9 protein-coding genes are annotated in these 12,571 nt (G+C 74.4%); all 9 read right to left on the bottom strand.

The window, feature by feature from the left end; all coding sequences use genetic code 11:
* Positions 1–47: 47 nt before the first annotated feature.
* The 9 genes from ACFY3N_RS18590 to ACFY3N_RS18550 all read right to left on the bottom strand — a co-directional run bounded on the left by ACFY3N_RS18590 (position 48) and on the right by ACFY3N_RS18550 (position 12,560).
* Complete coding sequence (locus ACFY3N_RS18590; RefSeq protein ID WP_390817756.1) at positions 48–1,271, bottom strand: aminotransferase class V-fold PLP-dependent enzyme; 1,224 nt, start codon at positions 1,269–1,271, stop codon at positions 48–50.
* Entirely contained in the window at positions 1,268–2,605 is a 1,338-nt protein-coding gene (locus ACFY3N_RS18585; protein ID WP_390817755.1) for a pyridoxal-phosphate dependent enzyme, read from the bottom strand. Before ACFY3N_RS18585 ends, ACFY3N_RS18590 begins: the two co-directional genes overlap by 4 nt.
* The gene (locus ACFY3N_RS18580) at positions 2,602–4,098 is read right to left on the bottom strand and encodes a Y4yA family PLP-dependent enzyme (protein WP_390817754.1); all 1,497 of its coding nucleotides are present in this window, start codon (positions 4,096–4,098) and stop codon (positions 2,602–2,604) included. Before ACFY3N_RS18580 ends, ACFY3N_RS18585 begins: the two co-directional genes overlap by 4 nt.
* Before the next feature lie 118 nt (positions 4,099–4,216).
* Entirely contained in the window at positions 4,217–5,977 is a 1,761-nt protein-coding gene (locus ACFY3N_RS18575) for an ABC transporter ATP-binding protein (RefSeq protein WP_390817753.1), read from the bottom strand.
* Positions 5,974–7,713: an ABC transporter ATP-binding protein/permease gene (locus ACFY3N_RS18570; protein ID WP_390817752.1), complete on the bottom strand. Its 1,740-nt coding sequence runs from the start codon at positions 7,711–7,713 to the stop codon at positions 5,974–5,976. The genes ACFY3N_RS18575 and ACFY3N_RS18570 overlap by 4 nt, the downstream gene beginning before the upstream one ends.
* Positions 7,710–8,843, bottom strand: coding sequence for a SagB/ThcOx family dehydrogenase (locus ACFY3N_RS18565; protein ID WP_390817751.1), 1,134 nt, complete (start codon positions 8,841–8,843; stop codon positions 7,710–7,712). The genes ACFY3N_RS18570 and ACFY3N_RS18565 overlap by 4 nt, the downstream gene beginning before the upstream one ends.
* Positions 8,844–8,851: 8 nt before the next feature.
* Entirely contained in the window at positions 8,852–10,231 is a 1,380-nt protein-coding gene (locus ACFY3N_RS18560; RefSeq protein WP_390817750.1) for a YcaO-like family protein, read from the bottom strand.
* Complete coding sequence (locus tag ACFY3N_RS18555) at positions 10,228–11,709, bottom strand: CocE/NonD family hydrolase (RefSeq protein WP_390817749.1); 1,482 nt, start codon at positions 11,707–11,709, stop codon at positions 10,228–10,230. Before ACFY3N_RS18555 ends, ACFY3N_RS18560 begins: the two co-directional genes overlap by 4 nt.
* Complete coding sequence (locus ACFY3N_RS18550; protein ID WP_390817748.1) at positions 11,706–12,560, bottom strand: hypothetical protein; 855 nt, start codon at positions 12,558–12,560, stop codon at positions 11,706–11,708. The genes ACFY3N_RS18555 and ACFY3N_RS18550 overlap by 4 nt, the downstream gene beginning before the upstream one ends.
* Positions 12,561–12,571: the final 11 nt, after the last annotated feature.

The following is a 12,571-nucleotide window of genomic DNA, read 5'->3' as shown; positions in this document are numbered from 1 at the left end:
CGTGGGCACAGACGAATCTACAGGTGGAAACGGTTATCAGTTGCCGTTCACGTCAACGACGCGAGGACGGTCAGCAGGCGGTCGATCTCCTCTGTCGTGTTGTAGGCATGCAGGCTCACCCGTACGGATCCGTCCCGCTCGTCGGTGCCGGCCTGGCAGAGGCTGTCGGCGCGCACCATGAAACCGTGGCTGAAGAGGATGAACCCGAGGTCGTCGGACGGGATGTCGCGGTGGCGGAAGGTGACGATGCCGTGGCGGCGCTGGGCCGCGGGCAGTGGGGAGTCGGCGGCCAGGCTCGCCGGGCAGCCGAGGACCTCGTACGGGCCGAGTTGTCCGAGCCGGTCCGTCAGCCGGGTGGTGAGCGCGGTCGTCCAGCGCGCGATCCGCTCGACTCCGGCCGCGTCGAGCCAGTCGAGCGCGGCCCGCAGCGACACGATGCCCACCGTGTTGGGCGTGCCCTGCCAGCCGCCCGGCCGGAACACGGGCCCCCGCGCGTTGCGCGCCCACACCGCGCCCGAGCCGGGCAGGGCCATCGCCTTGTGCCCGGAGAAGACCACGAAGTCCACGTCCAGCGACGGATCGTCGAGGTGCACGGGCAGATGACCGACGCTCTGTGCCGCGTCCAGGCAGATCGGCACGTCCGGGCCGACCGCTTCGCGGATGCGGTGCACGTTCATGTCGCCGCCGTAGACGTGGTGGACGTGGGTGGCGGCCACGAAGCGGGTCCACGGGCCGATGACCTCGGCCAGGGCCCGGTGGTCGTAGTCGCCGGAGACCGCCTGGTACGGCAGCGCCCGTACACGGACCTCGACACCGCGCTCGGCCAGCAGCCGCCGGGCCTCGAGCCAGGGGTCGAGATTGGCCCGGTGGTCGGCGTACGGCACGAGGATCTCGTCCCCGTCCCCGAGGTACGACACGAGCCAGTCACGGGCGACGGTACGCAGACCCTCGGTGGTGCCGCTGGTGAAGTGGACGCCGGAGCGGCCCGGTTCGGGGTCGTGGAGGAACTCCTTGACCCGCTCCCGAGTCGATTCCACGAGTTCCGTGGTCCGGTTGGCCCAGGGGTAGGTGCCGCGGCCGGCGTTGGCGTTCGACGTCGTGAGGTACGTCTGGACGGCCTCCAGTACGGCACGTGGCTTCTGTGACGTGGCCGCGCTGTCGAGGTACGCCAGCTCCGGATGCGCGGTGACGATGGGGAACTGTTCCCTCACCTCCTGCTGCCAGAGCGGGTTTTCGGGCTCCACGGCGGGAAGCGGGCGCGCCGGGCTCATTCGCGTACCAGCGGTGCGCCCGCGTCCCGCCAGGCGACGATCCCGCCGGCCAGACTGCGGACGTCCGGGTGGCCCATCCGGGACAGCGCGGCAGCGTAGCGCAGTGACTTCTCGCCGACGGGACAGGCCAGCAGCACGGGTGTGCGTTTGCTGAAGGGGAGCCCGCCGCGGAGCAGGTCCTCGAACACCTCGTCGACGATGTTCACCGAGCCCTCGATGTGCAGGGCGGCGTAGGCGTGCGGGCTGCGCAGGTCGACGACGAGGGGCCGGGGGTCACCCTCGGCAGACCAGCGCCGGGCGTCGTCCACATCGATGGCGCGGGCCTCCGCGCGGGCCTCGGCGTCGGTGACGGCCGCCGCGGAGTGCCCGCGATCGGTCCGGCCCAGGAGCTGGGGGCGTCGCTGACGCACGTAGCTGAGGTAGCTCTCGGCCCGGTCGCACACGATGAACACCGCCGTCCGGCGCTGCCCCGTCCCGTCCAGCTCGGCGTCGGCGTACCGCAGCTGCCGCACCGCCCCCTGATAGGCGGCGCCGCCGGTCGGTCCGCTCAGCATTCCGCAGCGGCGGATCAGGGTGATCATCCCGTCGATGGCCTCGTCCGAGGTCACCGACTCGATGGTGTCGTACGTCGCCGGGTCGAACAGGCCGACCTGGTGGACCTCGTCAATGGTGCGGATGCCCGGTATGAAGTCCGACTTGTGGGCGACCAGGCCGAGGACCCTCACGCGCGGGTCGTGCTCGCGCAGGACCCTGGCGACACCGGTCGACGAACCCGCCGTGCCCACGCAGGCGATGAACCAGTCCGGCACCCGGCCGTCCAGGTCCTTCACTATCTCGGGACCGGTACCCTCCGCGTGGGCCTCGACGTTGCGCGGGTTGAAGTACTGGTCGGTGTGCAGGTACGTACTCCCCGGGTCGGAGAGCGCCCGGTGGAAGTGCGTCAGCGGGTCGTCCGTGTCGGTCGGATCGAGGCACTCGCTACGCCCGGGAAGTTCCTCGATCTCGGCACCGATGAGCAGCAGCAGCTCCTTGATCTCGGGTACGCGCATGCGGTTGGTGACGCTCTTGAACCTCGCTCCGTGCATACCGGCCAGCAGGGCCAGTGCCTTGGCCGTGTTGCCGCTGGAGAGCTCCACGACCGTCCCGTCACGGTCGGTGTCGGCCTCCAGGCGGGGCCGGACCATGTGCCAGGCGGGCCGGTCCTTGACGGACCCGAACGGATTGAGCATCTCCAGCTTGGCATAGAGGTCGATGTTGCGCAGACCGTGTACGGCGGGATCGATGCGCACCAGAGGCGTGTTGCCTATGGCCTCGGTGATGCTGTCGTACCTCATCCGGCTGTTCCCCCCATGGGTGTGATCGGCCAGTAGTCCTCGTCCGGGCACCAGTGCCAGGAGTCGCCCCGCCGCTCCACCGCCACCGTCCGCGCGACGGGCTGGCGCTGCGCGTGGTGGGCGTGGAAGTCCATGGCGTATCCGGCGGTGTTGGCGAAGGCCAGCAGATCTCCCGCCCGCGGCAGCCGGGGCAGGAAGACCAGGCGGCGGGTGATGAGATCACCTTCCAGGCACAGATTGCCGGTGAGGTAGACGCCGACCGGCTCCCCGTCACCCGACGCCGCTTCGCCACGCGGCAGCAGGACGGGGTCCACCAGGACCCCGTGCTCCTCCAGGCTCATGTCACCGGCGTTCATGGCGAGATGCACCAGGTACTGCCCGGCGTCCATGTCCGCGGGCCGTACGTCCAGCACGCGGGCGAGCGACAGCCCGCACTGGTCGACCAGGGAGCGACCGGGTTCGATGTACAGGTCGTGGAGGTGCTCCAGCAGGAGGGTGGCGGGCGGGCGGCCCAGCACCGGCGCAGGCAGGGAGAGAAGCTCGTCGAGGTAACCGGGGCCGGCGGTGGGGCGGTACGCGGGGTACAGCGCGGCGGCGCCACGCACCGTGCCGCCCTCGTTGCGCAGCCCGTATCCGTGACCGCGCCAGGTCAACGGGGGGCGGACACCGAGCACCGCCTCGGTCAGCGCGGTGGTCCACCGCTCCCATTCCTCCGCCTCGGCGACATAGCCGACACCGAATCCGCCCCCGATGTCGAGGGCGCGCGGCGCGAGTCCCCGCGCCCGGCATTCGTCCATGAACAGCACGCACTGCTCCAGCGCCCGCGCCTTCTCCTCCACGCCGGTGGTGTCGAGGTGGTAGGCGGCGCCGGCGAACTCCACGGTGTCGGCGTTGCGTTCGAGCGCCGACAGCAGCTCCTCCGTGTCACGTACCTGGGTGCCGAAGCGGCTGCGCCGGGAGAGCAGCCGGGTGCCCGCTCCCCCGTGGCCGGTGGCGTGCTCGAACCCCGACAGGCGTACCAGCACGGCGACGCGGCCGAGCCCGTGCGCGCGCACCAGTCCGGAGAGACGTTCCAGTTCCCCGGGCGAGTCCAGGTTGACCGTGGCTCCGACGCGCGCGGCCAGCCAGAGGAACGCGGCGTCCTTGGGTCCGGTGGCCATGATGCGGTCGCCGGTGAACCCACAACCCAGTGCGTGCCTCAGCTCCTCCGTGGAGGCGACGTCGACGCCGACGGTGGCCGGGTCCTCCGCCGCCAGTCGCCGCAGCAGGGCGCTGGACCGGTTCGCCTTGTGCGCGAAGTACACCCGCCCGGTGAGATGGTGGCGGCGGTAGACGGCACGGAAGCGGGCGGCGTTCTCGGCCACGGCCTCGGGGAGCAGCACGTTGAGCGGCGACCCCAGCGCGTCGACGAGCGAGTGCAGGAAGGGCCGGTCCGTCAGCAGTGCGGCGAGCGGCGGCTCCACCCTGGGCCTCAGATACAAGGGTGCGTCCACGTGAGACCCCTCCCCGTGCCGGCCGACCGCCGACGCGACGATCGTTCGGGAGTAGTCGTTTCCAGGTACACCCGCCCCTAAGCGTCACTGGTCCGGTTCCCGGGGCGGAGTCCCTTGCTCAGGAGGGGGTGGTGCTGCCGAGGATGCGGTTGAGCGCGCTGCCGGGGCTGCTCGTGAGTTCCTCCCAGGTTCCCTCTTCCGTGATGAGGCCGTCCTCCAGGACTGCGATGCGGTCGGCGCGGCGGATGGTGGCCGGGCGGTGGGCGATAAAAACCGTCGTGCGGCTCTCCTCCTGCAGCGCGGTGGCGAGTTCGGCGTCGCCGGTGTTGTCCAAGTGGGCGGTGGACTCGTCGAGCACGAGGACGCGCGGTCCGGCCAGCAGCGCGCGGGCCAGGGCGATGCGGGCCCGCTGACCGCCGGAGAGCGTGGCGCCCCGCTCGCCGACGAGGGTGTCCAGGGGGACGATCCGGTCGACGCCGCACAGTCGTGCCGCCTCGGCCAGCGCCCGGTCGTCGGCCTCGGGCGCGGCGAGCCGCAGGTTCTCGGCGAGGGTGCCGTGGAAGAGGGGGGTGTCCTGTCCCACCAGCACCACCGCCCGCCGCAGTTCCTCGTCGTTCACCTCCCTCACGTCCACGGGATCGCCGTCGACGGGCAGCAACTGGACCTCACCGGCGGACGGGTCCCAGAAGCGGGCCAGCAGGTGGGCACAGGTGGACTTGCCGGCGCCGGAAGCGCCGACGAGGGCGAGTGTCCGGCCGGGGTGGACGGTGAGGTCGACGCCGTCCAGCACGGGCCCGCCGCCGTAGTCGAACCTCACCCGGTGCAGCCGGACGCCCAGTGGTCCGGGAGGCAGGGGGCGTGGTGCGGTGGGCGGCGGTGCGAGGGCGGGGGCCTTGACGGCCGCGTCGACGCGGGCGGCGGCGGCGCGCAGGGCCACGGCCTGACTCAGGGCGCGGGCCGACTCCGCGACCGGGCCGAGGACGGACAGGGCCAGCGCCATCGCGGCCGGCGCCCAGGCACCGTGCAGCCGTCCGGAGGTCACGGACTGTGCCGCCGCGGCGACCACGCCGAGGACCGCGACCACGATGAGGAGGTCGCGGACGGCGGCGGCGACGGCCTCCCATAGGGCCTCGGCGCGCTGGGCGTCACCCACCTGCCGCCCCCGCTCCGCCAACTTGCGGCGACGTCCGGCCAGAGCGCCGAAGGCAAGCAGTTCGCGCAGCCCGTCGACGGTCTCCACCGTGTCGGCCGACAGCGCGGCCACGGCCGTGCGGGTGCGGCCGCCGCGTACCGTGCGCCCGCCTGCGTCGGCGAAGGGCGCCGCGGCAAGCAGGGCCGCGACCGGCAGCACGGCCACCAGCAGCCACGGCTCCACCAGGGCCAGAAGTACCGATCCGCCGGTGAAGACCGTTCCCGCCGCGAGCAGCTGGGCGGTGGTGTGGGCGTAGAAGAACTCCAGCGCCTCCACGTCGGCCATGGCGGTGGCGGCGAGGTCGCCGCTGCGCCGGCCGGCGACCCGGGCGGGCGCGCTGCGGGCCAGTCCGTCGAAAACGCGGACCCGCAGTGCGGCCAGCACCCGGTAGGCCAGGTCGTGCGAGAGGTCCATCTCCCGCCAGGTCGTCAGGGCCCGTACGAGAACGAGGGCGACGAGCGCGGAGACGGTGCCGGCCGTGGGGGCGCGCCCTTCGATGACGGCGGTGCCCACGGTGTGCGCGGCCAGGGTCACCAGCGCGACGAGGGAGCCCTGTTCGAGGAGCGCGGCGGCACAGGTGCGGGCCGTCATGGCGCGGTGTGCCGCGAGGGCGGGCAGCAGGGCGCGCAGCGCGCCCCGCGCGGGACCGTCCGCCCCGGTGGCGGCGGGACCGGTGACAATGCTCATGCGGCGAGGTCTCCTCGGTGGGCGCGGCCGGCCTCGACGAGCCGGGTGTAGACGCCGCCGGCCTCGACCAGGCCGGTGTGGTCGCCGACGGCGTCCACCCGTCCCGCGTCGAGGACGACGATCCGGTCGGCGTGCCGGACGGCCGCGAGCCGGTGGGCGACCACCAGGACGGTCCGTCCGCCGGCCGCCTTCAGCAACTCCCGGACGATGTCCGCCTCGCGTCGCTCGTCGACCGCGCTGGTGGCCTCGTCGAGAACGAGGACCGGGGCGTCGGACAGCAGGGCCCGGGCGAGGGCGAGCCGCTGTCGCTGGCCGCCGGAGAGCGTGGCGCCCCGTTCGCCGAGGACGGTGGCGTAGCCGTCCGGGAGGACGGCGATCTCGTCGTGGATCCCGGCGGCGCGCGCCGCCCGGGTGAGCTCGTCGTCCGTGGCGCCGGGCCGGGCCAGACGCAGGTTGTCGGCGATGGTGGCGTGGAACAGGTACGTCTCCTGCGAGACCACGGCGATGCCCTGCCGCAGCGAGTCGAGCGCGCACTCGGTCGTGGGGCGCCCGTCGAGGGTGATCCGCCCTTCCTGCGGGTCATGATAGCGCAGGAGCAGGGCCAGCAGGGTCGACTTGCCCGCGCCGGACGGCCCGACGATCGCGGTGGTCCGTCCCGCTCGCGCGGTGAAGGAGACACCGTCCAGGGCAGGTGCGGGAGCACCGTCGTAGGTGAACCGGACGTCGTGAAAACGGAGTTCGGGCGGAGTGTGCCAGTGCGCGGGCGCCGTTGCGGTGTCGGGGACCGCCGGCTCGGCCGTGCGCAGGGCCGCCAGCCCGTCGGCGGCCGACACCCCCAGGTAGCCGGCGTGCCATTCCCGGGCGAGGTCGCGGACCGGGCGGAAGCACTCGGAGGCCAGCAGCAGCACCAGATAGGTGCCGGCCGCGGTGGTGGATCCGGTGACGGCCGACCAGCACGCCAGGAGCGCTGCGGCGGTGGTGCCGCCCTGGATGGCGAGGTCGGTGATGCCGGTGTCGACCAGGGACACGCGCAGTTTGGCGACGGTCGCGCGGTGCAGGGCCGCGGACCGCTCCTCCAGGCGTGCGCGGGTGCGGCCGACGGCACCCGCGGCGCGCAGGGCGGGCATGCCCTGGAGGGCCTCCAGGTAGTCGGCGCCCAGTCCTTCGTAGGTGTCCCAGTGCTCCTTTCCGCGGGTGGCGAGGAGCCGGTCCCAGGCGCGCGGGCCCAGCAGGGCCAGGAGCAGGGCGGGGACGAGGCCGAGGAGGGCCCGGGGTTCGACCACGGCGAGGACGGCGAGGACCAGGGGTGGTACCGCGAGGGTGACCAGGAGCTGGGGCAGGTAGCGGGAGACGTAGGCGTCGACGCCCTCCACCCCCTCGACCAGGGTGGTGCGGACGGCTCCCGCCCGCGCTGTGGTCAGATACGCGGGCCCCAGCCGGCCCAGGTGAGCGAGGAGTTCGTCGCGCAGTGCCACCCTGACCCGGGCCCCGGCGCGGGTGGCGGTGCGCCGCTGCCACAGGGCGAGCCCGGCGCGGGCGGTGACGACGGCGAGCACCGCGGCCAGCAGCCACGGGAGTCGGCCGGTGTCACCGCGGGCCAGGCCGGCGAGCGCGAGGGCCAGCAGCGCGGCCTGCGCCAGGTGCGTGAGGGTGACGGCTCCCTGCAAGAGGGTGGCCGCGAGCAGGGGGCGCCGTGCGCGCCGTGCGGCGCGGCGCAGCTCGGGGTGGACGATCATGTGGAGTTCTCCTCGTCGGCGTGGCGGGTGCCGAGGGCCAGGGCGTGCACGACCCAGTCACGGCCCGGCGCGGCGCCGAGGGCGGCGCCGAGATCCGCCTGCTGCCAGGAGCCGACGGGCCGGGCCGCCAGCCCGTGGCGCAGAGCTGTGACATGGGCCAGGTGGACGGCGAAGCCGGCTCGCAGGTGGGCGCGGCGGATGTGCGCGGTGTCGGCGTCCGTGGGGCAGCCGTGGGCGAGCAGTACGGCGCCGGCGTCCGCGAGCCACGCCTGGCTCGCCGCCCAGGCCGCGAGCGTCGGACGGGCCTCGCCGGACGCGTAGCGCCGCAGGGTCGTGCCCTCGGGGGCCAGTTCCATGAGGCCGGGCCGAGGCGGGCCGACCGCGGCGCACCAGCGCAACGGGCCACCGCCCCCGGCTCGTTCGGCGGTGGCCAGGACTGCCCGCAGTGCGTCGCGGGGTGGAAGGCCCGGCAACGGTGGCGGGGTACTGCGGCGCGCCAGCAGGTCGGCCGGGGTGGGCGGGGCCTCGGTCTCTGCGGGGCGCCTCGGGCTCCGCCCGTCGGGCGGTGGGATGCGTACGACGGCCAGGGGGTTCTCGGTGCGTCCGTCCATCCGTACGTCGGCTCCGCCCGCGCCCAGGACGCGGGCCGCCAGGAGCAACGCCGCGGCGGCGTGCCCGGTGTCCAGCAACAGGAGGGGCCAGGCCCGGTGGCCGTAGTGGGACACCGTGCGCTGTGCGGTGACGGAAAGTGCGGCGGTCACGCCCGGCGGCGTGCCGTCGACGGGCGGGCCGACGTGATGGACGCGGTGGCGCAGCGGGTCGTAGCCGTAGCGGCCGGGCGGCAGGGAGCAGCCGGTGCCCACGACCAGTTCGGTGTCCACCGGGTGCAGCGCACCGGCGGAGGGGGTGGGCCTGAGGCGTCCGGAGGTGTCCGAGGCCGCCAGGGAAAGATGCAGCAGAGTCCGCAGGTCGAGGTCCGCGGGGCCGGCCTCCGGGATCGGGCGCGGCGGGCCCGCCCAGGCCCGGACGGGTGCTCCGGCGGGCGTGTCGGGGCCGGGGCGCTCCGGAGAGCGGGCCCGGGCGAGGGCGGCGACGAGGCCCGTCGGCGGGTCCTCGCGGTGGTCTTCCACAGCGGCCCTCACATGTGCGGCGGAGGTGCCAGCGTGAAATCCTCCGGCGCGCTCGGCGCGGTCGCGCGCCATCCGCGCGCGACGGCGGCCTCGGCAAGGCGCGGGCAGCCGAAGTAGCCGAAGGCGGCGGGCGCGTTGGGCAGCAGTCCGGAGACGAGGACCCGGGCGACGCGCAGCGCGGTCTCCGCCACGTCCTCGGTGGTGAGGTCGAAGGTCATGACACGGTGACCGCCCCCGCGCAGCGTGCTCTCCAGCCGCTCCCGACTGCCCGGTTCGACCTCTGCGACGGATACCGTCCCGAGCGCGGGCTCGGTGAACCTCCGGGCCTCGACCGCCATCCGCTCGTCCAGCCATACCTGCACGTGTGCTCCCAGGTCCCGCACGTGCTCGAACTGCTCGCCGCACACGTCGAGGTAGCGGCCGTCGGCCCGGTGCTCCAGGTACAGCCCGCGGGCGAGCAGCCCGGCCTCGACGGCCTGGAACACCCAGCCGTCGGGGTCGGTCAGGCCCTGGGTGAAGACCCAGGTGTGGACGGCTTCCAGGACGGCCTTGCGGGCGGCCTCGGCCGGATCGTACTTGCAGGCGAACCCGGCGGCGTACAGGCCGAGGCGCGGGTCGTGGACGAGCGCGGCCATGCAGGGGGCGAACTCCGAGTGCATCTCGACGATGTGGACGTCGAGCGCGGAGCCGGCGAGGTCGTCGGCGAGGCCGGGCACGCTCGCCGGGTCGATGCCCCGGGCCGGGCCGTCCAGGTGCCACCACAGTTCCAGGGCGTCGCGTTCGACGATCTCCAGCAGGCCGCGCTCGACAGCGTCGTCGAGGCCCTGTCCGGTGGCGATCCCGGCGTAGTTGAGGTGGTGGGTGCGAGGCAGCTCGCGCAGGCCGCCCTGGCGCCAGTTGAGGTGGGTGAGCGAGACGGGTGCCCAGACCTCGGCGGCGGTCCCGTCGGGCAGTCGTTCGGTTCCCCGTGTCCACAGCGCGGGGGTGTCGGCGGTGAGCGGGCGGTAGGGGAACTTCGCGCGGGCGTACTGCCAGGGTGCGTAGGCGGGCAGATCGGCCGGGCCGTACAGGCGCAGGCCCTTGTCCGCCAGTTCGGCGGCGGTGGCGCGCAGGGGTGCGTCCGGGTGGCCGGGCGGCGGCACACGGTTGCCGCAGTAGCGCTCCATGCCCTCGGCTATCGCGGCGACGCGGGCCTGCTCGGGGTCGCCGAAGGTGGTGCCGAGGGAGACCCGGTCGGCGGGCCACAGGCCGTGTCTGCGGGCGTCGGACACCTCGGCCGTGAGCGCGGTGTAGCGGGGCGGGGCGCCCGCGGGGTGCTCGACGGGCTTGACCTTGCGGATGATTCCGCAGACGGGGTCGACGAGCGCTTCCAGCGGCAGAGCCGTCATCGCAGGATCTCCTCGGCGGGGTCGGTGGGGGCGGGACGGGACGGGAGGACGGGCAGGTTCAGCACCACGCTGTCCGGGTCGACCTCCCGCCGGGAGGCGAGCAGCTGTGCGGCCGTCATCGGGTCGTCCCCGGTGTGGGGGTTGCGGGCGTGGGCCGGGAAGTGGTGTCCGGCGATCTCCAGGCGCAGCCGGGTGCCGGCCCGGAGCCGACGTGCGAGCCGGCCGAGTCCGACGGTGAACGCGGCTTCCCGGCCGGTCGGTTCGGCACGCCGGACGATACCGACGGCGAGCCGCTCGGCGATCCCGTCCGGTGGGAGCACGACGAGCCTGGCGGCCCAGTCGGCGGACGGTGTGTGGGCGGTGGCCCGCAGCCGCACACTGACGGGGCCGACGAGGTCGAGCGGACGCGGCGACGGCGGTGTGACCAGCAGGCAGCGGTCGGGCGGGCCATCGGCGGGGACGGTCAGGTCGTCGGAGCGAACGGGCCGGACGGGGTCGGCGGTGAAGGCGGAGCCGTGCAGCAGGCGCGTGCGGTGGGCACGCGGTTCTCCCTCGGCGTCGGCGGGCAGCCACAGGTCGGCGCCGCCGAGCGCCAGTGCGCCGTGGTGGCCGGGGGCGAGGTCGCCGGTCAGGGCGCGGCGGGCCCAGCGCACGTACAGCTCGCCGAGGTTCAGCCGGTGGGCGGGTCCCGCGTCCGGCCCCGGAGCAGCGGTCAGCGGGTGCCCCCAGGGGCCGAGCAGCAGACGCGCCGAGGATCCGCCCCAGGCACGCCACAGAGCGACGGTCTCCTCGGTGAAGTGGTCGTGGTGGCCGCCCACCGCGAGCAGGGGCGGCCCGGCGTGCGCCGCCCGCGCCACGAGGTGCCCGCGGTCGGGCTGGTTCCACAGCCCCGCCCACGAGGGCAGGGCGCGTCCCAGCCGCTCGGGCAGGGCGGTCAACGGCAGGTGGGCGAGCAGGCCGGGGTCCTCGGCGAGGGCCTTGTTCAGCGCACTTTCGTCGGAGTCGCGCCGGTCGCCGTGGGCGGCCCACCATCCGGCGCGGGAGAACAGCCGTTCCACGCCGGACGCCTCGCGGGCCGTCTCCGCCGAGCCGAGGGCGGGCACGGCCGCGATGACGGCATCCGGCCGGGCGTCCCCGGGCGCGTCGAGGGCGAGGACGAGGGCGCAGTGGGCGGCGTAGGAGGCGCCGGCGGCCACCAGCCGCCCGTCGCTCCACGGCTGCCGCCGGATCCAGCGGACGGCCGCTGTTCCGTCCGCGGTCTCGTACGCGTACGGGTGCCACTCCCCCGGCGACGCGAACCGCCCCCGCACGTCCTGGACGACGGCGGCGAACCCGCGGCGGGCCCAGCCACGCGCCTCGGCCTCGTGCCGGGTCCGGTCGTAGGGGGTGCGCACCAGGACGGTCGGGAAGGGGCCGTGACCGGCCGGGAGCAGGACGTCGGTGGCGAGTTCCCCCACAGCCGTGCTGAACGCCGTCATCCGTCCCTCTTCGGCATCGGCGCGACGTCGGGCACCGGCAACACGGGGTGCTCGGTGACGGTCAGCGTGCGCAGGTCCACCCGTCGCAGTCGGCGCCGCACCGGGAGTCCCCCCGGGTCAAAGGCTCCGGTGGCCCACCGGCCGAGATCGTCCGCGAGCAGCGCCGCGAGCAGCGTGGCGGCGGGCGCGGCGAGCCGGACCGGCGCGCCGGAGGTACGCGGTCCGCTCCAGTACGCGGCCAGTTCGCGGTGAGCGGGTGTGGCGGCGAGCCGGCGGGACCGGACGTGCGCCGAGGTGACGTCCCCGGGAGCGGCGGCCACCGGCTCGACGTACGCCTGCCAGCCCTCGCGGTGGCAGCGCAGCCACGCGACACCGTGCTCCGGCAGCCGGTCGGCGGCGTCCCACAAGCCGTCCGGCACGGGTCCGTCCAGGCACCACACGACCGCGGAGGGGTTTCCGTCGAGCAGGTCCTCGATGCCCACCGGCGAGCCGCCGGAGGCGGTCACGGCCGGAGTCGTACGGGGCCGAGCGCCCAGGGCGGCCAGTTGTACGGTGAGCGGTTCGGTCAGGACCGGGTCGCCGAGGATCCTGACATCCTGGCGAGCGGCGGGCCACTCCGGGCCCAACGGCCCTTCCGCCAGATAACCGGCTTCTTCGAACGCCCGGATCACGCGATCCATCCCCTCGTCCACCGGGGCTGTGGTCCCCCCGGTGAGCAGGGAGAGCAAGACGTCCTCGTCGACGTCTCCCGTCCTGACACTGAAGAACTCCCCTGCGGGGGTGCGGACGGCAAGCCCTCGCCCGGGCACGGCGACGACCTCGACACCGGGGACGAGTCGGCTACGGGACACGGTGTTCCTCC

Source organism: Streptomyces sp. NPDC000348 (assembly GCF_042898795.1).
Classification (GTDB): Bacteria; Actinomycetota; Actinomycetes; order Streptomycetales; family Streptomycetaceae; genus Streptomyces.
Note: the sequence above shows the minus strand (reverse complement) of the source record. Positions and strands in the feature narration are given on the sequence as shown.

Excerpts from the sequence above, each read along its gene's own strand:
- ACFY3N_RS18590 (WP_390817756.1), bottom strand. The coding sequence starts at position 1,271 with ATGAGCCCGGCGCGCCCGCTTCCCGCCGTGGAGCCCGAAAACCCGCTC.
- ACFY3N_RS18585 (WP_390817755.1), bottom strand. The coding sequence starts at position 2,605 with ATGAGGTACGACAGCATCACCGAGGCCATAGGCAACACGCCTCTGGTG.
- ACFY3N_RS18575 (WP_390817753.1), bottom strand. The coding sequence starts at position 5,977 with ATGAGCATTGTCACCGGTCCCGCCGCCACCGGGGCGGACGGTCCCGCG.
- ACFY3N_RS18570 (WP_390817752.1), bottom strand. The coding sequence starts at position 7,713 with ATGATCGTCCACCCCGAGCTGCGCCGCGCCGCACGGCGCGCACGGCGC.
- ACFY3N_RS18560 (WP_390817750.1), bottom strand. The coding sequence starts at position 10,231 with ATGACGGCTCTGCCGCTGGAAGCGCTCGTCGACCCCGTCTGCGGAATC.
- ACFY3N_RS18555 (WP_390817749.1), bottom strand. The coding sequence starts at position 11,709 with ATGACGGCGTTCAGCACGGCTGTGGGGGAACTCGCCACCGACGTCCTG.